General features: G+C 60.7%; 27 protein-coding genes. 13 read left to right on the top strand and 14 right to left on the bottom strand.

Going from position 1 to position 20,195, the window contains the following annotated elements:
- Nucleotides 1-82: 82 nt before the first annotated feature.
- From H0Z09_RS25860 to H0Z09_RS25850, 3 genes are all read right to left on the bottom strand, one after another.
- Nucleotides 83-985 (bottom strand): alpha/beta hydrolase, encoded by a 903-nt coding sequence (locus H0Z09_RS25860; RefSeq protein ID WP_186694522.1) that lies wholly within the window; start codon nt 983-985, stop codon nt 83-85.
- A complete protein-coding gene (locus tag H0Z09_RS25855) occupies nt 985-1,764 on the bottom strand; it encodes a class II aldolase/adducin family protein (protein WP_076949933.1) in 780 nt (259 codons plus the stop codon). The genes H0Z09_RS25860 and H0Z09_RS25855 overlap by 1 nt, the downstream gene beginning before the upstream one ends.
- A 204-nt stretch (nt 1,765-1,968) precedes the next feature.
- Nucleotides 1,969-2,424 carry a flavodoxin gene (locus tag H0Z09_RS25850; RefSeq protein WP_186694519.1) on the bottom strand — a complete coding sequence of 152 codons (456 nt, stop codon included), beginning with the start codon at nt 2,422-2,424 and terminating at the stop codon, nt 1,969-1,971.
- 128 nt (nt 2,425-2,552) lie between these two features.
- Here H0Z09_RS25850 and H0Z09_RS25845 point away from each other — a divergent pair, with 128 nt between their 5' ends.
- Nucleotides 2,553-3,020, top strand: a complete 468-nt coding sequence (locus tag H0Z09_RS25845; protein ID WP_186694517.1) for a PAS domain-containing protein — start codon at nt 2,553-2,555, stop codon at nt 3,018-3,020.
- A gap of 60 nt (nt 3,021-3,080) precedes the next feature.
- A complete protein-coding gene (locus H0Z09_RS25840) occupies nt 3,081-3,686 on the top strand; it encodes a hypothetical protein (RefSeq protein ID WP_186694515.1) in 606 nt (201 codons plus the stop codon).
- 2 nt (nt 3,687-3,688) lie between these two features.
- Here H0Z09_RS25840 and H0Z09_RS25835 read toward each other — a convergent pair whose 3' ends face one another.
- Nucleotides 3,689-4,639 carry a MerR family transcriptional regulator gene (locus tag H0Z09_RS25835; protein WP_186694513.1) on the bottom strand — a complete coding sequence of 317 codons (951 nt, stop codon included), beginning with the start codon at nt 4,637-4,639 and terminating at the stop codon, nt 3,689-3,691.
- Between the two features lie 215 nt (nt 4,640-4,854).
- On the opposite strand from H0Z09_RS25835, the gene H0Z09_RS25830 reads away from it, so the two are divergent.
- From H0Z09_RS25830 to H0Z09_RS25805, 6 genes are read left to right on the top strand one after another with little or no spacing between them, the layout of a single operon-like run.
- Nucleotides 4,855-5,412, top strand: a complete 558-nt coding sequence (locus H0Z09_RS25830; RefSeq protein ID WP_186694511.1) for an antibiotic biosynthesis monooxygenase — start codon at nt 4,855-4,857, stop codon at nt 5,410-5,412.
- 56 nt (nt 5,413-5,468) lie between these two features.
- Nucleotides 5,469-6,179, top strand: coding sequence for a dihydromonapterin reductase (folM, locus tag H0Z09_RS25825; RefSeq protein ID WP_186694509.1), 711 nt, complete (start codon nt 5,469-5,471; stop codon nt 6,177-6,179).
- A gap of 19 nt (nt 6,180-6,198) precedes the next feature.
- Entirely contained in the window at nt 6,199-6,759 is a 561-nt protein-coding gene (gene folE / locus H0Z09_RS25820) for a GTP cyclohydrolase I FolE (protein ID WP_076949940.1), read from the top strand.
- Between the two features lie 2 nt (nt 6,760-6,761).
- Complete coding sequence (folX, locus tag H0Z09_RS25815; protein ID WP_076949941.1) at nt 6,762-7,133, top strand: dihydroneopterin triphosphate 2'-epimerase; 372 nt, start codon at nt 6,762-6,764, stop codon at nt 7,131-7,133.
- A gap of 22 nt (nt 7,134-7,155) precedes the next feature.
- On the top strand, nt 7,156-7,452 hold the full coding sequence (locus H0Z09_RS25810) for a DUF1244 domain-containing protein (RefSeq protein WP_010206472.1): 297 nt from the start codon (nt 7,156-7,158) through the stop codon (nt 7,450-7,452).
- Nucleotides 7,445-7,786: a HopJ type III effector protein gene (locus H0Z09_RS25805; RefSeq protein ID WP_186694507.1), complete on the top strand. Its 342-nt coding sequence runs from the start codon at nt 7,445-7,447 to the stop codon at nt 7,784-7,786. The genes H0Z09_RS25810 and H0Z09_RS25805 overlap by 8 nt, the downstream gene beginning before the upstream one ends.
- Nucleotides 7,787-7,968: 182 nt before the next feature.
- On the opposite strand, the gene trxB is transcribed toward H0Z09_RS25805, so the two are convergent.
- Both trxB and H0Z09_RS25795 read right to left on the bottom strand, forming a co-directional pair.
- Nucleotides 7,969-8,931 (bottom strand): thioredoxin-disulfide reductase, encoded by a 963-nt coding sequence (trxB, locus tag H0Z09_RS25800; RefSeq protein ID WP_186694505.1) that lies wholly within the window; start codon nt 8,929-8,931, stop codon nt 7,969-7,971.
- 128 nt (nt 8,932-9,059) lie between these two features.
- On the bottom strand, nt 9,060-9,215 hold the full coding sequence (locus H0Z09_RS25795; protein ID WP_186694503.1) for a hypothetical protein: 156 nt from the start codon (nt 9,213-9,215) through the stop codon (nt 9,060-9,062).
- Between H0Z09_RS25795 and cysZ the strand changes: the two genes are divergently transcribed.
- Nucleotides 9,214-9,981: a sulfate transporter CysZ gene (cysZ, locus tag H0Z09_RS25790; protein WP_076949944.1), complete on the top strand. Its 768-nt coding sequence runs from the start codon at nt 9,214-9,216 to the stop codon at nt 9,979-9,981. The genes H0Z09_RS25795 and cysZ overlap by 2 nt on opposite strands.
- 54 nt (nt 9,982-10,035) lie before the next feature.
- Nucleotides 10,036-11,214 (top strand): glycosyltransferase family 1 protein, encoded by a 1,179-nt coding sequence (locus H0Z09_RS25785; RefSeq protein WP_076949945.1) that lies wholly within the window; start codon nt 10,036-10,038, stop codon nt 11,212-11,214.
- Nucleotides 11,215-11,587: 373 nt separating this feature from the next.
- On the opposite strand, the gene H0Z09_RS25780 is transcribed toward H0Z09_RS25785, so the two are convergent.
- The 7 genes from H0Z09_RS25780 to rplU form a co-directional block, all read right to left on the bottom strand.
- On the bottom strand, nt 11,588-12,691 hold the full coding sequence (locus H0Z09_RS25780; protein WP_186694501.1) for an NADH:flavin oxidoreductase: 1,104 nt from the start codon (nt 12,689-12,691) through the stop codon (nt 11,588-11,590).
- Between the two features lie 172 nt (nt 12,692-12,863).
- Nucleotides 12,864-13,346 carry a glutathione peroxidase gene (locus H0Z09_RS25775; protein ID WP_186694499.1) on the bottom strand — a complete coding sequence of 161 codons (483 nt, stop codon included), beginning with the start codon at nt 13,344-13,346 and terminating at the stop codon, nt 12,864-12,866.
- A gap of 100 nt (nt 13,347-13,446) precedes the next feature.
- Nucleotides 13,447-13,911: a CreA family protein gene (locus H0Z09_RS25770; protein ID WP_186694497.1), complete on the bottom strand. Its 465-nt coding sequence runs from the start codon at nt 13,909-13,911 to the stop codon at nt 13,447-13,449.
- 15 nt (nt 13,912-13,926) lie between these two features.
- Nucleotides 13,927-15,045: a glutamate 5-kinase gene (proB, locus tag H0Z09_RS25765; protein WP_076949949.1), complete on the bottom strand. Its 1,119-nt coding sequence runs from the start codon at nt 15,043-15,045 to the stop codon at nt 13,927-13,929.
- A gap of 110 nt (nt 15,046-15,155) precedes the next feature.
- Nucleotides 15,156-16,379 (bottom strand): Obg family GTPase CgtA, encoded by a 1,224-nt coding sequence (gene cgtA, locus H0Z09_RS25760; protein ID WP_076949950.1) that lies wholly within the window; start codon nt 16,377-16,379, stop codon nt 15,156-15,158.
- A gap of 193 nt (nt 16,380-16,572) precedes the next feature.
- Nucleotides 16,573-16,830, bottom strand: a complete 258-nt coding sequence (gene rpmA, locus H0Z09_RS25755; protein WP_003176049.1) for a 50S ribosomal protein L27 — start codon at nt 16,828-16,830, stop codon at nt 16,573-16,575.
- Nucleotides 16,831-16,864: 34 nt separating this feature from the next.
- Nucleotides 16,865-17,179 carry a 50S ribosomal protein L21 gene (gene rplU, locus H0Z09_RS25750; RefSeq protein ID WP_003230856.1) on the bottom strand — a complete coding sequence of 105 codons (315 nt, stop codon included), beginning with the start codon at nt 17,177-17,179 and terminating at the stop codon, nt 16,865-16,867.
- Between the two features lie 239 nt (nt 17,180-17,418).
- Between rplU and H0Z09_RS25745 the strand changes: the two genes are divergently transcribed.
- From H0Z09_RS25745 to H0Z09_RS25735, 3 genes are all read left to right on the top strand, one after another.
- Complete coding sequence (locus tag H0Z09_RS25745) at nt 17,419-18,387, top strand: polyprenyl synthetase family protein (RefSeq protein ID WP_076949951.1); 969 nt, start codon at nt 17,419-17,421, stop codon at nt 18,385-18,387.
- A 249-nt stretch (nt 18,388-18,636) separates the two neighbouring features.
- Entirely contained in the window at nt 18,637-18,978 is a 342-nt protein-coding gene (locus H0Z09_RS25740) for a zinc ribbon domain-containing protein YjdM (protein WP_186694495.1), read from the top strand.
- Between the two features lie 156 nt (nt 18,979-19,134).
- Nucleotides 19,135-19,392 (top strand): hypothetical protein, encoded by a 258-nt coding sequence (locus H0Z09_RS25735; protein ID WP_169374543.1) that lies wholly within the window; start codon nt 19,135-19,137, stop codon nt 19,390-19,392.
- Nucleotides 19,393-19,453: 61 nt separating this feature from the next.
- On the opposite strand, the gene H0Z09_RS25730 is transcribed toward H0Z09_RS25735, so the two are convergent.
- Complete coding sequence (locus H0Z09_RS25730) at nt 19,454-20,071, bottom strand: FKBP-type peptidyl-prolyl cis-trans isomerase (protein ID WP_186694493.1); 618 nt, start codon at nt 20,069-20,071, stop codon at nt 19,454-19,456.
- Nucleotides 20,072-20,195: the final 124 nt, after the last annotated feature.

The following is a 20,195-nucleotide window of genomic DNA, read 5'->3' as shown; positions in this document are numbered from 1 at the left end:
CGGTGGGTCAGTCGGCAGCTGTATCAACTGACAGACCGCATTCGCGAGCAAGCCCGCTCCCACAGGTTGGATTTGCGTTCTATCAGGAATAGGCCGCGCGTGAGACCGGGCAACTGATCCGCTCACGAAACGCCAGGTAATGCTTGAGCACCTGCACCGGCGCTTCGACCTGCGGGTAGTGGCCGATATTGGCCAGCAACACCGTATCGGCGTGGGGCACCAACTGGTGGTAGCGCTCCACCATATGGGCGCCGGAGATCGGGTCGACCTCGCCGTCGATCACGCGCAACGGCACTTGCCCCTGTTGCATCGCCGCAACCCAGCGCTCACGCAGTCGCTGCCGTTGGGGAAGGTAGCCGATGAGTTTGTGCAGGATGCGCGTACCTTCGTGACACTCGATCAGACTCCAGAAATCATCCAGGGCGCTTTCACTGGGGCGGGTATTGGGGCCGAATATCTGGTTGAAGCTGTTCGCCAAGGCATTGCGCCCGAAGGCGCGGCCGACCATCCACCCCAGGGGGCTGAGCAAGAGCTTTTGCACCAGCGCCGGCCGATGGGTCTCAGGAAACAGCCCACCGTTGAGAAACACACAGCTGGCCATGTGAAAGCGACCTTCGTAGTGCCGAGCCAGCAATTCCTGGGCAACGCTGTCACCGTAGTCGTGGGCCAGCACGTGCACCGGCTGCTCAACACGCAAGTGCGCCAGCAGCGCCTGCTGCAAATCCGCTTGTTCCAGCAGGCAGTAGCCATGGTCCAATGGCTTGGCCGAGTCGCCAAAACCGAGCATGTCGCAGGCAATCACCAGGTTGCGCTGGGCCAGGGGTTGCCAAAGGTAATGCCAGTCCCAACTGGCGGTGGGGAAGCCATGGATCAGCAGCAACGGCTCACCCTGCCCCGCCACCCAGTAACGGATGGTGCGGCCGTGGAAGTCGAATGTCTGGCTGCGTTTGCGCCAGACGCTGAGCGGGATCTCGGCGAGTGGCATCAGTGTCTATACCCTGGGTCCCGACTGTCCAACGTGCGCAGCAGCGCCGGCCAGGCCAGCGCTCCCCCCATGCCTTGCGCGCTCTTGGTGACCGCCGCCACCATCGCCTTGGCGCCCGCGAGTATCTGCGGCCCGATGGGTATCAATTGCGCGCCGCCGTTTTGTGCCAGGACCTGGATATCGCAGGCGCGCTGGAAGGTAAACATCATCAGGAAGGTGTCGGCGATGGTGCTGCCGCAGGTCAGCAGGCCATGGTTATGCAGCATCAGGAAATTGTTCTGACCTAGATCGGCCTGCAAGCGCACCTTCTCTTCAGGGTTCAACGCCACCCCTTCGTAGGCGTGATAGGCCAGGCTCGACAACACGAATATCGATTGCTGGCTGATCGGCAACACGCCTTGCTTCTGCGCCGCCACCGCGACACCGGCGGCGGTGTGGGTATGCAACACGCAGGTCACATCGTGACGCACTTCGTGGATGGCGCTGTGAATGGTGTAGCCCGCCGGGTTGATCTCGTAGGGGCTGTCCATCAGCTTGTTGCCCGCCTGGTCGACCTTGACCAGGCTCGACGCGGTGATCTCGTGGAACATCAGCCCATAAGGGTTGATCAGGAAGTCATCGGTGCCCGGCACCTTGGCCGAGATGTGGGTGAAGATCAGGTCGTCCCAACCGTGCATCGCCACCAGGCGATAGCAGGCTGCCAGGTCGACGCGGGCTTGCCACTCGGCAGCGCTGACCTGATCTTTGACATGCAGTGATGCAACGGGGGCTAGGCTCACGTTAACGACCTCCTTGGCGCACTTTCTTATTATTTTTTGAGTGAGGGGCCAGTCTAGTCAGACCTCAACGCCGCCGTAGTTGCCTTGGCAGCCAGCTTGATGACCCTGCGAGTCAGCGTTGAGAATAGTCCAAATTCGTGCAAGTGACGCCAGAGAAGTGCCGTCAACAAAGCCACGCAATGGCGTTGCCACGGGCGTTTGCGGTCAACCGCGCAGTGCAATGATCAGTTCGGCCAGCCACGGTTCGGCGTCCGTTTCCGGGGTGACGCTTTCGCTGGCGTCCAGGCGCAGCATCGGCAGCACTTCGCGCACGCCCAGCTCACCGAACAGCTCGCGCAGTTGCTCGCCACCGGCGCAGAACGTATCGCCATAGCTGGCGTCGCCCAGGCCGATTACCGCACCGGGCAGGCCGCGCCAAGCGGCGGGCAGTTGGTCGCGGATACTCGAATACAGGGGTTGCAGGTTATCGGGCAACTCGCCCATGCCGGTGGTGGACGTGACCGCCAGAAAGGCGTCCGGTGCAAATGCCTGCACATCCGCCAGGCTGGCTCGCGGGTTGTGCCAGGCCTCGAAACCGGCGGCATTGAGGATACCGGCGGCATGGCGGGCCACTTCTTCAGCGGTGCCGTAGACCGAGCCGGAAAGGATGGCGACTTTCATCAATCTGATCCTGTAGTTGAGCGAAAGCCTGGGATATTAGCAGCTGACGCAAATTTTTCAGCGCACCCCGTGCAACATTCAGGCGTTGCCATAAACTCCTTACTCCACAACAAGCCATGGACCGCTCAATGATTAACGCCAAGCTGATGCAACTGGTGATCAACGCCTCTAACGACGGCATCGTCGTCGCCGAACGGGAAGGCCTGGACAAGCCGCTGATCTATGTCAACCCGGCATTCGAACGCATGACCGGCTACACGCTGGATGAAATTCTCTATCAGGATTGCCGCTTCCTGCAGTCGGGCGACCGCGATCAGCCGGCCCTGATGGCGATTCGGGAGGCGTTGGAAAGTGGCGGGGCCTGCCGCGAAATCCTGCGCAATTACCGCAAGGACGGCAGCCATTTCTGGAACGAACTGTCACTTTCAACGGTTTATAACGAGACCGACAGGCAGACCTATTTCGTCGGCGTGCAGAAGGACGTCACCTTGCAGGTCAAAGCCCAGCAGCGCGTCACCCAGTTGGAAGCCGAATTGGCCCAGGTGAAAGCCGAGCTGGCGTCGCTCAAAACGACGAGCGGATCTAACAAAATTTAGAAAAAGCAGTCAGTAAAGGGGATAATGGCATTTTAACACTCCACCTATTGAGCAATGGCGATGCAACGCGACGCGCTTCTGACCCAGGATGAGCTGGAATTCATTCAGAACATGCAGCACAACCCGCAACTCAACGTGCGGGATGCATCGTCGAGCCTGACGGTCAACGGTGGCGCGCAGATCCGCGACTTGCTCACCCGCCTGGCCGCTCATGACCATGTCACCATCCAGGCCCAGTTCGACAATCAGCAACTGACGTTTCCACTGCAACTGGTGGAGGATGAGTTTCACGCGGTCCATCTGCGCCTGGGCGTGCCGAGTATCTTCGAGGATGGGCCGATGATCCGGCCGTGGCGCCTGGAGCTGGAAACACCGGTGGCCCTGGAGAATATCAAGGGCAACCCAGGCGCGTTATGGGTGCGCGAAGTGTCGTTCAAGGGGGTGCTGATAGAGATTCGTGGCCGGATCAAACCGCCCAAGACCTTTTCGCTGTGGTTCAGCCCTTCGGGCTATGAACGCATTGCGCTGCGCGGATCGTTCGAACGGGAAACCGCGCGCGGGCTGTTCGCCTACCGACTGGGCCAGGGCAACGCCGATGAAACCGAGCGCCTGCGCCAGTTCATCCTGCACCAGCACCGCCTGGTTTACCCGCAAGTACATGCCTGAAATCAGGTGTCGAGGCTACCGCTCAGGAAGAGCTGCAAGCGGCGCTGCATCAGTTGCCCCTCATTACCCAGGCAGCCGATTGACGAGCCCGCCAGGCTTTCCTGCGCCAGGTCCGCTGCATCACCGGCCAGCAACAGCGGGCAATTCAATGTCAGCGCCAGGCGCTTGAGCCGCTGCGGCAGATCACTGCCGGGGGCACGGTTGGAAAACAGCACCAGGGCTTGCGGCTGGGTCTTTTCACAGACCAGGGTCAACTCATCGAACGGCTGGCCGACGCCCAGTAGTTTTACCGCAAGTTTGTCCGCCGCCATCAACAGGCCCGCGACCAACAACTCCAGCTCGCGGCATTCCCCGGCAATCGCCGCCACCAGCACGCGCGGCCCCGGCACGGCGGCGGCGGCCTGGAGGCGTTGCGCGGCACGCGAGCGCAGGAAGCTGTCGAAGAACAGCCATTCGCTGGCCTGGCCGAAACGCCCCTGGTGACGCAACAACTCCTGCCAAAGCGGCATGAGGATGTCTTGAAACACGATGGGCAGCGGATAATCGCAACAGAGCTGGCCGTAGAGCAGGTCCAACTGGCGGTCGTCGAACGCGCTGATGGCCATGCGCAGCTGGCGTTGCCACTGGCGCCACTGCAGCGCAGCCTCGGAAACCGCGCCAGGTTCGCCGAACCGCTCGCCTCGCGCGAGGATCCTGGCGACTTTACTCACCGCCACGCCACGTTCGATCCAGTCGAGAATCCGGTGCACCGTGTCAATGTCGTTGCGCGAATACAACCGGTGCCCGCTTTCGGTGCGGGTGGGCTGGATAAGGCCGTAGCGCCGCTCCCAGGCACGCAAGGTCACCGGGTTGACGCCGGTCAGCCGAGCGACTTCACGAATCGGGAAAAGGTCAGCGCAAGCGGGTGCGTTCACTGGGGATGTTTCGCGCTGGGGAGCAATAATTTCGGGCATTAGAGGTCAAGAACATCCGTGTCGATGTGGGGCCTATTTAACGCTTATTCGGCGGGCCGATTCAAGTTGCACGATGGGCCGACCAAAGTATCTGGCGTATTTCGCTGAAACAGGAATAATCCTTGCCTGTTATTTCAGCAAAGCTGCAGCACCCCGCAGCTTCGTTTGTGCGCCGCCTACCCGGCCCAGCGCACCCGTCTATCCGGAGATACACAATGTCTACCTCTCCCGTCACCCTGATGGTTGCGCGCCGTGTGGCCAAGGGTCGCTACGAAGAACTGATGGCCTGGCTGCGTGAAGGCGAGCAACTGGCCACCGACTTTCCCGGTTACCTGGGTTCAGGCGTGCTTGCACCGCCGCCCCATGATGATGAATTCCAGATTATCTTCCGCTTTGCCGATGAAAAAACCCTGCATGCCTGGGAGTTTTCCGCATCGCGCAGTGCCTGGCTGGGCCGTGGCAGCGAATTGTTTGCCGACCCGTCCGAGCACCGTGTACGGGGCATCGATGGCTGGTTCGGCGCGGCAGGCGCGCGGCCACCACGCTGGAAGCAGGCTGTGGCGATCTGGCTGGCGTTTTTCCCGGTATCGCTGCTGTTCAACTTTGTGCTGGGCCCGCTGCTCAATGAACTGGCGCTGCTGCCCCGTGTGCTGGTCAGCACCCTGGCGCTGACGCCCTTGATGGTTTACCTGTTTATCCCGTTGTCCACGCACCTGTTGGCGAACTGGCTGCACCCGACCCCGGCGCGCAAGGTGCGTGAAGCCGCGGCTTGAGCACAGGGGCTACGCGCGCTGGTATAGTTTCACCCTGCCAGCGACCCGAGCCTCCCATGACTGCAACGAACGCCCCGATCCTGATCACCGGTGCCGGCCAGCGTGTCGGCCTGCATTGCGCCCAACGCCTGCTGGACGAGGGCCACCCGGTGATTTTCAGCTACCGCAGCGAGCGGCCCGGCGTGCACGCGTTGCGCGAGCGCGGCGCGATCGGCATTTTTGCGGACTTCAGCGATGAAGCCGGGATCCTGGCGTTTATCGCTGAACTGAACACCCATACCCAAAGCCTGCGGGCGATCATTCACAACGCCTCGGCCTGGGTCGCTGAAACGCCTGGCGACGAAAGCCGTGCCTTCGTCGACATGTTCAGCGTGCACATGCTTGCGCCGTACCTCATCAACCTGCATTGTTCACCCTTGCTGCAACGCTCGGCACCGGCCGACATCGTGCACATCAGCGACGACGTCGTGCGCAAGGGCAGCCGTCAACACATCGCGTACTGCGCGACCAAGGCCGGCCTCGACAGCTTGACGCTGTCATTTGCCGCGCAGTTCGCACCCTCGATCAAGGTCAACGGCATCGCTCCGGCGATGGTGATGTTCAACCAGGGCGATGACGACGCCTACCGCGCCAAGGTGCTGGCCAAGTCGGCCCTGGGCATCGAGCCCGGCCCCGAGGTGATCTACCGGAGCGTGCGTTACCTGCTGGACAACCCCTATGTCACCGGTACCACCCTGACCGTCAACGGCGGGCGGCATATCAAGTAGCCGTTTTTGAGGATGTTGTATGACTTTGTCCCTGCCCCAACACTACCGCGAGATCCTCAAGGGCTTGGGTGAAGACCCGGAGCGCGAAGGCTTGCTCGACACGCCCAAGCGCGCTGCCAAGGCCATGCAATACCTGTGTCATGGCTACGAACAGAACCTGGAAGAAATCGTCAACGGCGCGCTGTTCGCGTCTGACAATGACGAGATGGTGATCCTCAAGGACATCGAGCTCTATTCATTGTGCGAACACCACCTGCTGCCCTTTATCGGCAAGGCCCATGTGGCCTATATTCCGACCGGCAAGGTGCTGGGCCTGTCGAAACTGGCGCGCATCGTCGACATGTTCGCCCGGCGCCTGCAGATCCAGGAAAACCTCACGCGGCAAATCGCCGACGCCATCCAGGACGTGACCCAAGCCGCCGGCGTGGCCGTGGTGATCGAGGCCAGGCACATGTGCATGATGATGCGCGGCGTGGAAAAACAGAATTCAACCATGAACACCTCCGTGATGCTCGGCGCGTTCCGCGAGTCGACCACCACGCGCATGGAGTTCCTGCAACTGATCGGACGGAGCAAGTAGCAATGCCACAACTTCAACCAGGCATGGCACGCATCCGGGTCAAGGACCTGTGTCTGCGCACCTATATCGGCATCAATGAGGACGAAATCCTCAACAAGCAGGATGTGCTGATCAACCTGACCATCCTGTATGCCGCCCAGGAAGCCGTGCGCGACAACGACATCGACCACGCGCTGAACTACCGCACCATCACCAAGGCGATCATCGCCCATGTCGAAGGCAACCGCTTTGCCCTGCTGGAGCGCCTGACCCAGGAAGTGCTGGACCTGGTGATGGGCAATGACTCGGTGCTGTACGCCGAGGTCGAAGTGGACAAGCCCCATGCGCTGCGCTTTGCCGAATCGGTGTCGATTACCCTGGCGGCCAGCCGCTAACCCTGAACCTGCAGTGAGCCTTATGAACGATCAACAACGCCTCGAACTCGAAGCCGCCGCTTTCCGCCGGCTGGTGGCCCACCTGGACAGCCGCAAGGATGTGCAGAACATCGACCTGATGAACCTTTCGGGCTTCTGCCGCAACTGCTTGTCCAAGTGGTACAAGGCCGAAGCCGATGAGCGCCAGATCGAGCTGAGCCTCGATGACGCCCGCGAAGTGGTGTACGGCATGCCCTACGCCGAATGGAAAGCCCAGTACCAGAAAGAAGCCAGCGCCGACCAGCAGGCCGCGTTTGCCAAAGGAAAAACCCATGACTGATTTGGACACCCTGCGCGCCAGCCTCGACAGCGGCGAACACGTTTTTGCCGATACCCTGGCCTTTGTTGCCGCCGGCTACGACTACCAGCCGCAAGCCTTTACCAATGGTGATGTGGAAAACGCTGCCGGGCAGAATGAAGGGTCGTGCAAGACCTTGGGTCTGGCGTTGCTGGAAGGGTTGAGCGATCAGCAAGCGCTGCTGGCGTTTGGCGAGCATTATCGTTCGGTGGTGGCCACGCCTGAGGGCAGTGACCATGGCAATATCCGGGCGTTGATTGCCCATGGTTTGGCGGGTGTGAAATTTACTGCGCCACCCCTGACCCGCAAACCCTGAGTCAAACACAGATCAAAAATGTGGGAGCGGGCTTGCTCGCGAAGGCAGAGTGTCAGTCACTGAATTTGTCACTGGCAGACCGCATTCGCGAGCAAGCCCGCTCCCACATTTGAGCTGCAGCGCTCATAAATCGTGCGCATAAAAAAACCGGCCTCGCAGCCGGTTTTTTTGGTTCAACAGGTTCAGAACGAAGCGTTCTGCAGGCCGTCCAGGTAACGCTCGGCATCCAGTGCCGCCATGCAACCGGCGCCGGCCGAGGTGATGGCCTGGCGGTAGACGTGGTCGGCCACGTCACCGGCGGCGAAGATACCTTCGATGTTGGTCGCAGTGGCGTTGCCTTCACGGCCGCCCTGCACTACCAGGTAACCGTCCTTGGCTTCCAGCACGCCCTCGAACAGCGAGGTGTTCGGGGTGTGGCCGATGGCGATGAACACGCCGTCGACTGTCAGCTCATCGAAGCTGCCGTCGTTGTTTTTCAGGCGCGCACCGGTCACGCCCATGTTGTCGCCCAGGACTTCGTCCAGGGTGGCGTTGAGCTTGAGGATAATCTTGCCTTCAGCGACACGGGCGTGCAGCTTGTCGATCAGGATCTTCTCGGCGCGGAAGGTCTCGCGGCGGTGAACCAGGGTCACGGTGCTGGCGATGTTGGCCAGGTACAGCGCTTCTTCCACTGCGGTGTTGCCGCCGCCAACCACGGCGACCGGCTTGTTGCGGTAGAAGAAACCGTCGCAGGTCGCGCAGGCCGAAACGCCTTTGCCCATGAACGCCTCTTCCGACGGCAGGCCCAGGTAACGGGCGCTGGCGCCGGTGGCGATGATCAGTGCGTCACAGGTGTACACGCCGCTGTCGCCGGTCAGGCTGTAAGGCTTTTTGGAAAAGTCGACCTGGTTGATGTGATCAAACACGATCTCGGTTTCAAAGCGCTCGGCGTGCTCTTTCATACGCTCCATCAGTACCGGGCCGGTCAGGCCGTGGACGTCGCCCGGCCAGTTGTCGACTTCAGTGGTGGTGGTCAACTGACCGCCCGCCTGCATGCCGGTGATCAGCAGCGGCTTGAGGTTGGCCCGGGCAGCGTAGACGGCAGCGCTGTAACCGGCAGGGCCGGAACCGAGAATAATCACTCGCGAATGACGGGTAGCAGACATGACTCACTCCTATCGACCGCCCGGACTACAAGGCGGCTGGAATAAAAAAGGGACCACGAAGCACTTGGGGAAGGCTTGAACTCGCGGGCCCTGAAAATAATGGATGCAGCGTATCGAGGGGGGCAAGATTAAGGAAATACGCAATAACAATCCAGCTCATAGGCGGTCTCTATGCAGTCGAGCCGGTTGATCGACACGTTTGTTTCTGCTGATGTCGCCGCTTTCGCCCAAGAGGTAAAGCCGGTAAGGTCGGCGCGTTCGTCCCTTTGCTCGGAGTTTTCCATGCCCGCCCCTGTTCTTTCCGGCCCGCAATACCTGCGTGAAGGCCTCAAACTGGTGTTGAGCCCTGGCTTGCGCCTGTTTGTACTGCTGCCGCTGGCGATCAACCTGGTGCTGTTCGTCGGCTTGATCTATTTCGCCGGTCATCAGTTCAGCCTATGGGTCGACCACCTGATGCCGACGCTGCCGAACTGGCTGAGCTTCCTGAATTACCTGATCTGGCCGCTGTTTGTGGTGCTGGTGGTATTGATGGTGTTTTTCACTTTCACCATGCTGGCCAACATCATCGCGGCGCCGTTCAATGGCTTTCTCTCGGAGAAAGTCGAAGTGGTGGTGCGCGGCACCGATGACTTCCCAGCCTTCAGCTGGGGCGAGCTGATCGCCATGGTGCCGCGCACCCTGGCGCGGGAAATGCGCAAGCTGGGCTACTTCCTGCCGCGGGCCATCGGCTTGTTTATCCTCTCGTTCATTCCCGTGGTCAACCTGATCGCCGCGCCGTTGTGGCTGTTGTTTGGCGTGTGGATGATGGCGATCCAATACATCGACTACCCGGCCGACAACCACAAGCTGGGCTGGAACGAAATGCTCGCCTGGCTGCGCCAGAAACGCTGGCAGAGCATGAGCTTCGGCGGCATCGTTTACCTGGTGTTGCTGGTGCCGGTGGTCAACCTGCTGATGATGCCGGCGGCGGTGGCCGGCGCGACGTTGTTCTGGGTGCGCGAACAAGGGGCCGAGGCGATGGCGCAGCAGCAAAAAGTGACCCAGTCATAAATCCATCATGCCAATGACACAATGACGACATGGCCCACGACGACACTGTGGGTCATGACGACAGCTTCGCTCCACATCACGCTCATCACCGAAACCTTCCCGCCCGAGATCAACGGGGTGGCCAATACCCTTGGCCGCCTGTGCGAGGGCCTGCGTGCACGCGGCCATCAAGTCGAGCTGGTGCGACCGCGCCAGGGCGCCGACCAGAGCCGTCCCAGCGACGACGCATTGCTGCTGTGCCGCGGCTGGCCGCTGCCGGGTTACCCAGGCCTGCAGTGGGGCCAGTCGTCGATGCACAAGTTGCTGCGACGCTGGACGCGCCAACGCCCGGACGTGTTGTATATCGCCACCGAGGGGCCGCTGGGGCTGTCGGCGTTGCGCGCGGCGAGGCGCCTGGGGATCAGCGTCGTCAGCGGTTTTCATACCAATTTCCAGCAGTATTCGAACCAGTACGGCTTGAGCTTGCTCAGCCGCATGGTCACCCACTACCTGCGCTGGTTTCATAACCGCTCGAGCCTGACCCTGGTGCCCAGCGCCAGCCAGCGTCTGGAGCTGGAACGCAAGCATTTCGAACGTTTGGGGATGCTGTCGCGCGGCGTGGACAGCCAATTGTTCCACCCAGCGAAACGCGATAACGCGCTGCGCGAAAGCTGGGCCTTGAACAGCGGGCAAACCGCTGTCCTTTATGTGGGCAGACTGGCGCACGAAAAGAACCTTGGGTTGCTCAAGCGGTGCTTCGAGACTTTGCAGGCCGCCTACGCACAGCGCCAGATGAAACTGATCATCGTCGGCGATGGCCCGCAGCGGGCAATGATGGAAAAGGACCTGCCGGAGGCGATCTTCTGCGGCGCCTTGCGCGGTGAAGAACTGGCGCGGCACTACGCGTCAGGTGATGTGTTCCTGTTCCCCAGCCTGACCGAAACGTTCGGCAACGTGGTGCTGGAAGCGATGGCATCGGGGTTGGGCGTGGTGGCCTACGACCAGGCTGCCGCAACCCAGCATATTCGCCATGGCTACAACGGAGTATTGGCGATGCCGGGAGACGAGAACGCGTTTTGCGAGGCCGCCAATTGGCTGCTGGAGGACGCCGAAAGCCTGCGTCGCATGCGCCTCAATGCGCGCCAGCATGCGAGCCGCCAGGGCTGGCCGGCGATTATCGAGCAGTTCGAGAACCAGTTACGAGGTGTATGCGGGGAGCACACTGTGATGCCCTCGCTGCCTTACGCAAAATAGAAAGCCCACGGGGCACACCATCGTTTGACTGCGCATGGGAAGATTTACTTGATATTTAAGTTGGGAACGAGCAGCGCCCGCTTACCAATCATTGATACCTGCTGCTTTAAGCAGGGCCTTTGAATCAATGGAGAGATCGATCATGCCAATTTATGGAATGGGTGTACGAAACGGAGTCAACATGCCAAATGCAGAATGGACACGTCAGCAACAATGGTTGGATCAGTCTCGAGCAGAACCGCCCGTCTACGGCCAGGCTGGGCATCAAAAAGATCCGAACAAAATTGATCACCGCAACGAGCTGAGTAAGAGACCGCAGTATTAATCACCAGTGCAGCAAAACTCCCTGTGCACGCACAGGGAGTCCAGCCACTTAGACCAGAGTCGTCAACGCCTCACGACTGAATGGCAGAATGTCGCTCTCGCGGCCTTCGCGCACCTTCACCGCCCAATCCGGATCCACCAGCAGCGCGCGACCCACGGCGACCAGGTCGAACTCGTCGTTCTTCAGACGCTCCAGCAGTTTCTCCAGGCTGGCCGGTTGCGCGACCTTGTCGGTGTTGACCATGAACTGCAGGAACTCGCCGTCCAGGCCAACGCTGCCGACGGTAATGGTCGGCTTGCCGGTGAGCTGGCGGGTCCAACCGGCCAGGTTAAGGTCGGAGCCTTCGAATTCCGGCTCCCAGAAGCGACGGGTGGAACAGTGGAAAATGTCCACACCAGCGTCCGACAACGGCTTGAGAAATTCGCCCAGCGCTTCGGGGGTTTGCACCAGACGCGCGGTGTAATCCTGCTGTTTCCACTGCGAAAAGCGAAAGATGATCGGGAAGTCCGGACCAACCGCGGCGCGAGTGGCCTGGATCAACTCGATGGCGAAACGCGAGCGATTGGCCAGGCTGCCGCCGTATTCGTCGGTACGCTGGTTGCTGCCTTCCCAGAAGAACTGGTCGACCAGATAGCCGTGGGCGCCGTGGATCTCCACGCCGTCCATGCCGATGCGCTGGGCGTCCCTGGCCGCTTGGGCAAAGGCGTTGATGACATCCTTGATGTCCTGGGCGGTCATGCCATGCACCACCACATTGCCGTCCTTGAGTTTTTCCATCGGACCATAGGCCGGCACGCTGCCATCAGGCTCGGTACCGAGACGGCGAACGCTGCCCACGTGCCAGAGCTGCGGGACGATCTTGCCGCCCTCGGCGTGTACCGCATCGACGACTTTCTTCCAGCCGGCCAGCGCGGCCTCACCGTAGAAGTGCGGCACGTTGGGGTAGCCGTTGGAAGCTTGATGGCCGACCACAGTGCCCTCGGTGATTATCAGGCCCACGCCAGCGGCCGCACGGCGGCGGTAGTACTCGATGACTTGGGCATTCGGAACACCGCCTGGAGAGAACGAACGGGTCATTGGGGCCATGACCACGCGGGTCGACAGTTGCAATGTGCCCAGCTGGAAAGGTTTGAACAAGGCTTGGACAGGCATGAGTGCGCTCCACGAAGAGAGGTTTATGACGCGGATAATATGGAGCGCAATGAACCTTGAACAGCACTATTGATTTGGGTGATTTAGGCCTAAAAGAAGGAGGGCCGGTTAGCACTGACCTGTGGCGAGCGGGCTTGCCACAACAAGCCCGGTTTTCAAATAAGTCAGGGGTTCAAGCCAGGGCTTTTTCGATGGCCTGGACAATCGAGGAGTCTTCCGGTGGGGTGCGCGGCGAAAAGCGCGCCAGGACACGGCCATCTTTGCCGAGCAGGAATTTTTCGAAGTTCCAAGTGATATCCCCCGGGAACTCGGCGCCCTCGCCCGCCAGCAAGCGGTACAGCTGGTGACGGTCAGGGCCGTTGACTTCAAGCTTGCTGCCCAGCGGGAAAGTCACCCCGTAATTGAGGCTGCAGAACTCCCGGATCTCTTGCTCGGTACCTGGCTCCTGGCCTGCAAATTGATTGCAGGGCAGGCCAAGCACGGTGAACCCCTGGCCTTTGTACTGCTGGTAGAGGTTCTCCAAGGCCGCATACTGCGGGGTCAAGCCACATTTGGAGGCCACGTTGACCACCAGCACCACTTGGCCCTTGAACGGCGCCAGCGGCAGCTCTTGTCCGTCCAAAGCTTTGAGTTTCAGGTCGTGGAAAGCACTCATGACGAACTCCAGATATCCATGTTCTTCGCATTGCAGCGTTTCGAGATTACAACCCGCAAGCCTGCAATCATAGACGCCGATTGCAAAAATCGCCTGCAGGTTACTGAGCGGTCGGCCAGGGCAAAATCGGAATCGCCGTCACCGCGTTCTGCGGGCTGCCTTCGATCAGGCGGTCGCTGTAGACCAGGTACACCAGGGTGTTGCGCTTCTTGTCGAGGAAACGCACCACCTGCATGGTCTTGAACACCAGGGACGTGCGCTCCTTGAACACTTCGTCGCCATCCTTGAGTTCGCCCTTGAAGCGGATCGGCCCGACCTGACGGCAGGCAATCGAGGCTTCGGCGCGGTCCTCGGCCAGGCCCAGGCCGCCTTTGACGCCGCCGGTCTTGGCACGCGACAGGTAGCAGGTCACGCCGTCGACCTTGGGATCGTCAAAAGCTTCGACCACAATGCGGTCGTTGGGCCCGACGAACTTGAACACCGTCGAGACCTGGCCGACTTCTTCGGCGGACGCCAGCAGCGGCAGGGCCAACAGCAGGCCGAGCAATCCCTTCATTAAACGCATCGTGTATTCCTTTGGTTAAACCAGGATCAGGTTGTCGCGGTGAACCAGTTCCGGCTCGGCCATGTAACCCAATAGTCCGACAATCGCATCGGACGATTGCCCAATAATTTTCTGCGCTTCAAGGGCGCTGTAGTTGGCAAGGCCACGGGCGATCTCACGACCATCCGGGGCGACGCACACCACCATTTCGCCACGGCGGAAGCTGCCCTGCACCAACTTGACGCCCACCGGCAGCAGGCTCTTGTTGCCCTGGGACAAGGCCGACACCGCGCCGGCGTCCAGCACCAGGGTGCCACGGGTTTGCAGGTGACCGGCCAGCCACTGTTTGCGCGCCGCCAGCATGCCGCGTTCCGGCGACAACAGGGTGCCGATTCGCTCGCCGGCCTTGAGACGGTCCAGCACGCGCTCAATACGCCCGCCAACAATGATGGTGTGGGCACCGGAACGCGCGGCCAGGCGCGCGGCGCGCAGTTTGGTCTGCATGCCACCACGGCCCAGGGCACCGCCGACGCTGCCGGCCACGGCATCCAGTGCCGGGTCATCGGCGCGGGCTTCGTAGATCAACTGGGCGTCCGGGTTGTTGCGCGGGTCGGCGTCGAACATGCCGTCGCGGTCGGTGAGGATCACCAGCAGGTCGGCTTCCACCAGGTTGGCCACCAGGGCGGCCAGGGTGTCGTTGTCGCCGAAGCGGATTTCATCGGTGACCACGGTGTCGTTTTCGTTGATCACCGGGATGACCTTGAGCTCCACCAACGCGCGCAGGGTACTGCGGGCGTTGAGGTAGCGCTTGCGGTCGGACAGGTCGTCGTGGGTCAGCAGGATCTGCGCCGTGTGGCGGCCGTGCTCGGCAAAGCTGGATTCCCAGGCTTGCACCAGGCCCATCTGGCCGATGGCGGCGGCGGCTTGCAGCTCGTGCATCGCGCTGGGTCGCGCGGTCCAGCCGAGGCGGCTCATGCCGGCGGCAACTGCGCCGGACGAGACCAGCACCAACTCCACACCGGCCTCATGCAAGGCCACCATCTGCTCGACCCAGACGCTCATGGCTGCGCGATCAAGCCCCTTGCCATCGGCCGTCAGCAGCGCACTTCCGATCTTCACGACCCAGCGCTGCGCACCTGTCACTTTGCTCCGCATCATCTTCAACCTTAGATTGAGGGCTGCGCGACCCAGCGCGGCCCATAACGTTATACCCGGATACCAAAACGCCGCTCCAAAGGAGCGGCGTTCAAGTTTATCGCAACGAATCAGTCGCGCACGTAAATGATTTCCGGACCGTCTTCATCATCCACGTCTTCTTCGTCCCACTCATCGTCGCCGATGTCATGGACCGACTTCACGCCGCTGCGGCGCAGGGCACGCTGGTCATCCAGCGCCTGCAACTGGGCACGGGCTTCGTCTTCGATCTGCTGGTCGAGTTCGGCCAGCTCTGCCTTGAACACCGGGTCGGCCGCGAGGCGGTCGGCGCGGTCTTCGAGGTAGCGCATGATGTCGCGGGTCAGGCGCTCGGTGCCTTCTTTGGCGATGGCCGAGATCACATAGACCGGACCTTCCCACTCCAGGCGGTCGACGATTTCCTTGACGCGTTCCTCGTGTTCTTCTTCGAGGATCTGGTCGCACTTGTTCAGCACCAGCCAGCGATCACGCTCGGCCAGGGCCGGGCTGAACTTGGTCAGTTCGCTGACGATCACTTCGGCGGCGTCCGCAGCACTGGTGTCATCCAGCGGTGCCATGTCGACGAGGTGCAGCAGCAAACGGGTACGCGACAAGTGCTTGAGGAAGCGAATCCCCAGGCCGGCACCATCGGAAGCCCCTTCGATCAGGCCGGGAATGTCGGCGATCACGAAGCTTTTCCAACGGTCGACGCTGACCACGCCCAGGTTTGGCACCAAGGTGGTGAACGGGTAGTCGGCAACTTTCGGCTTGGCGGCCGAGACCGAGCGGATGAAGGTACTTTTGCCAGCGTTCGGCAGGCCCAGCAGGCCCACGTCGGCGAGTACTTTCATTTCCAGCTTGAGGTCACGCTGCTCGCCCGGCTTGCCAGGGGTCGTCTGGCGTGGTGCACGGTTGGTACTGGACTTGAATCGGGTGTTACCCAGACCGTGCCAGCCGCCCTGCACCACCATCAGCTTCTGGCCGGCCTTGGTCAGGTCGCCAATCACTTCCTGGGTGGCCGAGTCGATGATCGTGGTGCCGACCGGTACGCGCAGTACCATGTCCTCACCTTTTTTACCGGTGCAGTCGGTGCTGCCGCCATTGGAGCCACGCTCGGCATCGAAGTGCCGGGTGTAACGGTAGTCGACCAGGGTGTTGAGGTTTTCGTCGGCCATCAGGTAGATGGAACCGCCGTCACCGCCGTCACCGCCGTTGGGGCCACCGTTTTCGATGAACTTTTCGCGGCGGAAACTCATGCAACCGTTACCGCCGTCGCCTGCTTTTACTCGGATGGAAACTTCATCAACGAACTTCATAACAAAACGCCTCTCGCCGCATGGACGAGCTTAAAAAACCAAGACATAAGACTCTTGCAAAAATGAGCGTAGCGACCTCAATCAGCGACCGCAAATCCAGCCCCGGAGCCCATCACAAACAGCTTTGCAAGAGACTCACCCCACAAACGAAAAAGCCCCGTCGCGAGACAGGGCTTTTCCAGCGATCTCGCAGTTAGGCTGCGACAACGCTCACGTAACGGCGGTTGAACGCGCCTTTTACTTCAAACTTGATCACGCCTTCGATTTTCGCGAAGAGGGTGTGATCCTTACCCATGCCTACACCGTAACCGGCGTGGAATTGGGTGCCGCGCTGACGCACGATGATGTTGCCCGGAATGATTTTCTGGCCGCCATACATCTTAACGCCAAGGCGTTTGGCTTCTGAGTCGCGACCGTTACGGGTACTACCACCAGCTTTTTTGTGTGCCATGAGTCAATTCTCCTAGTGAGGAATTAGGCTGAAATTAAGCCTGAATACCGGTGATTTTGATCTCGGTGTACCACTGGCGGTGGCCCATACGCTTCATGTGGTGCTTACGACGACGGAACTTGATGATGCGGATTTTATCGTGACGACCTTGGGAAATCACTTCAGCCACAACGGTAGCGCCAGCAACCACTGGAGCGCCGATGTTCACGTCATCGCCATTGGCGACCAACAGAACGCGATCAAAAGTCACGGATTCGCCGGTGGCGATTTCCAGTTTTTCGATCTTCAGGTATTCACCTGGGGCGACCTTGTATTGCTTGCCACCAGTAACAATTACTGCGTACGACATGGTATTTCTCCGATAATCCTGCTCACCCAGCGCTTTATAAGAAGAGGTATTGGCTGGCATGGCTGCATGGGATGGACGTCCCGAATGCAATTGCGTAAGGCAGGTGCTGCCCAGGAAGTTCAGGGTGCGCGATTGTACGCAAGGCGTTAGCGGGTTGCAAGTGGCCGTCCATCGTGCCTTGACACTCGGGGGTCAGGGTCCTAGCATGCCGCGCAACCCTTCTGGAGCGACTGTCGCTGATGCAACCCCAAGCTTTCTACCGCGCGGTCGCGGACGATTTTAGCGCCGTCGACGGCATCATCAAGCAGCAGCTGACGTCTAAAGTGCCGCTGGTCTCCAAGATTGGCGACTATATTACGTCGGCGGGCGGTAAACGCCTGCGTCCTTTATTAGTGTTGCTCTGCGGCAAGGCCCTGGGCCGCGAAGGCGATGACCTGCGCCTGCTGGCCGCCACCATCGAGTTCCTGCACACCGCCACCTTGCTGCATGACGACGTGGTCGACATGTCCGGCATGCGCCGTGGCCGCGAGACCGCCAACGCCATGTGGGGCAACGCGCCCAGCGTGCTGGTGGGCGACTTTCTGTACTCGCGCTCGTTCGAAATGATGGTTGAACTCGGCTCGATGCCAGTGATGAAGATCCTCTCGCAGGCCACACGCATCATCGCCGAAGGCGAAGTGTTGCAACTGTCCAAGGTGCGCGACGCCAGCACCACCGAAGAAACCTATATGGAAGTGATTCGCGGCAAAACCGCGATGCTCTTCGAAGCCTCGACCCATAGCGCCGCTGCCCTGTGTGGCGCAACGGCCGAACAGGCCGAAGCCCTGCGCACCTTTGGCGATCACCTGGGCGTGGCGTTCCAACTGGTGGACGACCTGCTCGACTACCGTGGCGACGCCGAAACCCTGGGCAAGAACGTCGGCGACGACCTGGCCGAGGGCAAGCCGACCTTGCCGCTGATCTACACCATGCGCGAAGGCACGCCGGAACAGGCCGCCCTGGTGCGCAAGGCGATCCAGAAAGGCGGGATCGAAGACCTGGAGGCCATCCGCGCCGCCGTCGAAGCGTCGGGGTCGCTGGAGTACACGGCGCAACTGGCGCGCGATTATGTGGCCCGTGCGATCAAATGCCTGGACGCCCTTCCGGCCAGCGAATACCGGGATGCCCTGGTGGAGCTGAGTGAGTTTGCGGTAGCGCGTACGCACTGATTCCGCACTGATTAATGTGTGCGAGCTTGCATCTTTGTAGTGAGCGGGCTTGTCCCGCGCTGGGCTGCGGCCCTAATAAAGACACCGCCGAGCTCCAGATACAACCCGGTCGCCTGGTTTGGGGCGGCTTCGCCACCCAGCGCGGGGCAAGCCCGCTCACTACAAGGTTTTGCGGCGCCGCCCCCAGATCGGCAATAAACCCTATATAATGTGCGACTTTTTAGCCATCCTGACTCCCAAGGAGCTTTAGTGAGCACGTTGCCACCCTGCCCGAAATGCAATTCCGAATTCACCTACGAAGACGGCACCCAGCTGGTCTGCCCGGAATGCGCCCATGAGTGGTCCGCCAACGGCGAGGCCGAAGCGTCCGGCGATGAAACCGTCAAGAAAGACTCTGTGGGCAATGTCCTGCAGGACGGCGACACCATCACCGTGATCAAGGACCTTAAGGTCAAGGGCACCTCACTGGTCGTGAAGGTCGGCACCAAGGTCAAGAACATCCGCCTGTGCGATGGCGACCACGATATCGATTGCAAGATCGACGGGATCGGCCCGATGAAGCTCAAGTCCGAGTTCGTGCGCAAAGTCTGAACCTTGCCTCCATCCCGCGCCCGCCGCGGGATGGCGTTTCGCCCTCTCCTTGATCGAACGCACTGTCCATCCAGAAAAAACCATAAACCGCCAATAGGCACTTGCTATTCTACGAATAAGAATTATTCTCATTGAAACCGATCAAGGAGAATACCCATGACTTATTTGATAGATGCCTGGCTGGACCGCCCACACCCTTACCTGCGGATCCTGCATCGGGAAACCGGTGAAGTCTGTGCGGTGCTGGAAGAAGAAGCGCTGAACGAGCTGCAGGACCAGGGCGACCTGGACGTGAATGGCTTGAGTTCGAGTGAACCTGGGGTGCTGAAGGAAGTGGTGCGCAATCTGTTTCTGTTCTGCTATGCCCGGGCGTTGCGCCCGGCGACGGAGCTGCATGGCAAGTTTAATCCATGAGCCAACGCGCAAAACCTGAATGCACCCGGCTCCCACATAGAACCGGGCGCATCAGCAAATTTTACAGAACGTCGAGCAGCTCGACGTCAAACACCAGGACGCTGTGCGGCGGGATGCTGCCAACACCTTGAGCGCCGTAGGCCAGTTCGCTCGGCACGTACAGGCGCCATTTGCTGCCGGCATTCATCAGTTGCAGGGCTTCGGTCCAGCCGGCGATCACGCCGCCCACCGGGAATTCCGCAGGCTGGCCGCGATCGTAGGAGCTGTCGAACACAGTGCCGTCGATCAGGGTGCCATGGTAGTGGGTACGTACCTGGTCTTCGCGGCTTGGCTTGGCGCCTGTACCTGCGGTCAACACTTCGAATTGCAGGCCGGACGCCAGGGTGGTGATGCCCTCGCGCTTGGCGTTTTCAGCCAGGAAGGCCAGGCCGGCGCCGGCAGCGGCTTCAGCCTTGGCAGCCGCTTCGGCTTGCATGATTTCGCGAATTACCTTGAAGCTGGCAGCCATTTGCTCCTGGTCAACACGGCTTGGCTTGCCGGCGAACGCGTCGGTCAGGCCGGCAAGGATCGCGTCCAGGCTCACGCCCGGCGGCGGGTTATCGCGCAGTTGGTCGCCCAGTTGACGGCCAATACCGTAGCTGACGCGGGTTTCGTCGGTGGACAGATTGACTTCGGACATCAAATGGCTCCGCTGTAGGGCGGGTACGAAAACCACTGTTTTGCGTACCGCCCAGAACTAAAAGGGCCAGCAGACTAGCACACATGCCCGCGCTTGATGAGCCACCGCGCCGGCAACTACGTAT

The organism is Pseudomonas sp. SWRI18, from assembly GCF_014268345.1.
Lineage (GTDB): Bacteria > Pseudomonadota > Gammaproteobacteria > Pseudomonadales > Pseudomonadaceae > Aquipseudomonas > Aquipseudomonas cedrina.
The sequence above is the reverse complement of the archived record's forward strand: the minus strand, read 5'-3'. Positions and strand labels throughout refer to the sequence as shown.

What these genes read in the sequence shown, in the direction of transcription:
- H0Z09_RS25860 (WP_186694522.1), bottom strand. Translation starts at nt 985, where the DNA reads ATGCCACTCGCCGAGATCCCGCTCAGCGTCTGGCGCAAACGCAGCCAG.
- H0Z09_RS25850 (WP_186694519.1), bottom strand. Translation starts at nt 2,424, where the DNA reads ATGAAAGTCGCCATCCTTTCCGGCTCGGTCTACGGCACCGCTGAAGAA.
- H0Z09_RS25845 (WP_186694517.1), top strand. Translation starts at nt 2,553, where the DNA reads ATGATTAACGCCAAGCTGATGCAACTGGTGATCAACGCCTCTAACGAC.
- H0Z09_RS25840 (WP_186694515.1), top strand. Translation starts at nt 3,081, where the DNA reads ATGCAACGCGACGCGCTTCTGACCCAGGATGAGCTGGAATTCATTCAG.
- H0Z09_RS25835 (WP_186694513.1), bottom strand. Translation starts at nt 4,639, where the DNA reads ATGCCCGAAATTATTGCTCCCCAGCGCGAAACATCCCCAGTGAACGCA.
- H0Z09_RS25830 (WP_186694511.1), top strand. Translation starts at nt 4,855, where the DNA reads ATGTCTACCTCTCCCGTCACCCTGATGGTTGCGCGCCGTGTGGCCAAG.
- folM (WP_186694509.1), top strand. Translation starts at nt 5,469, where the DNA reads ATGACTGCAACGAACGCCCCGATCCTGATCACCGGTGCCGGCCAGCGT.
- folE (WP_076949940.1), top strand. Translation starts at nt 6,199, where the DNA reads ATGACTTTGTCCCTGCCCCAACACTACCGCGAGATCCTCAAGGGCTTG.
- folX (WP_076949941.1), top strand. Translation starts at nt 6,762, where the DNA reads ATGCCACAACTTCAACCAGGCATGGCACGCATCCGGGTCAAGGACCTG.
- H0Z09_RS25810 (WP_010206472.1), top strand. Translation starts at nt 7,156, where the DNA reads ATGAACGATCAACAACGCCTCGAACTCGAAGCCGCCGCTTTCCGCCGG.
- H0Z09_RS25805 (WP_186694507.1), top strand. Translation starts at nt 7,445, where the DNA reads ATGACTGATTTGGACACCCTGCGCGCCAGCCTCGACAGCGGCGAACAC.
- trxB (WP_186694505.1), bottom strand. Translation starts at nt 8,931, where the DNA reads ATGTCTGCTACCCGTCATTCGCGAGTGATTATTCTCGGTTCCGGCCCT.
- cysZ (WP_076949944.1), top strand. Translation starts at nt 9,214, where the DNA reads ATGCCCGCCCCTGTTCTTTCCGGCCCGCAATACCTGCGTGAAGGCCTC.
- H0Z09_RS25795 (WP_186694503.1), bottom strand. Translation starts at nt 9,215, where the DNA reads ATGGAAAACTCCGAGCAAAGGGACGAACGCGCCGACCTTACCGGCTTT.
- H0Z09_RS25785 (WP_076949945.1), top strand. Translation starts at nt 10,036, where the DNA reads ATGACGACAGCTTCGCTCCACATCACGCTCATCACCGAAACCTTCCCG.
- H0Z09_RS25780 (WP_186694501.1), bottom strand. Translation starts at nt 12,691, where the DNA reads ATGCCTGTCCAAGCCTTGTTCAAACCTTTCCAGCTGGGCACATTGCAA.
- H0Z09_RS25775 (WP_186694499.1), bottom strand. Translation starts at nt 13,346, where the DNA reads ATGAGTGCTTTCCACGACCTGAAACTCAAAGCTTTGGACGGACAAGAG.
- H0Z09_RS25770 (WP_186694497.1), bottom strand. Translation starts at nt 13,911, where the DNA reads ATGCGTTTAATGAAGGGATTGCTCGGCCTGCTGTTGGCCCTGCCGCTG.
- proB (WP_076949949.1), bottom strand. Translation starts at nt 15,045, where the DNA reads ATGCGGAGCAAAGTGACAGGTGCGCAGCGCTGGGTCGTGAAGATCGGA.
- cgtA (WP_076949950.1), bottom strand. Translation starts at nt 16,379, where the DNA reads ATGAAGTTCGTTGATGAAGTTTCCATCCGAGTAAAAGCAGGCGACGGC.
- rpmA (WP_003176049.1), bottom strand. Translation starts at nt 16,830, where the DNA reads ATGGCACACAAAAAAGCTGGTGGTAGTACCCGTAACGGTCGCGACTCA.
- rplU (WP_003230856.1), bottom strand. Translation starts at nt 17,179, where the DNA reads ATGTCGTACGCAGTAATTGTTACTGGTGGCAAGCAATACAAGGTCGCC.
- H0Z09_RS25745 (WP_076949951.1), top strand. Translation starts at nt 17,419, where the DNA reads ATGCAACCCCAAGCTTTCTACCGCGCGGTCGCGGACGATTTTAGCGCC.
- H0Z09_RS25735 (WP_169374543.1), top strand. Translation starts at nt 19,135, where the DNA reads ATGACTTATTTGATAGATGCCTGGCTGGACCGCCCACACCCTTACCTG.
- H0Z09_RS25730 (WP_186694493.1), bottom strand. Translation starts at nt 20,071, where the DNA reads ATGTCCGAAGTCAATCTGTCCACCGACGAAACCCGCGTCAGCTACGGT.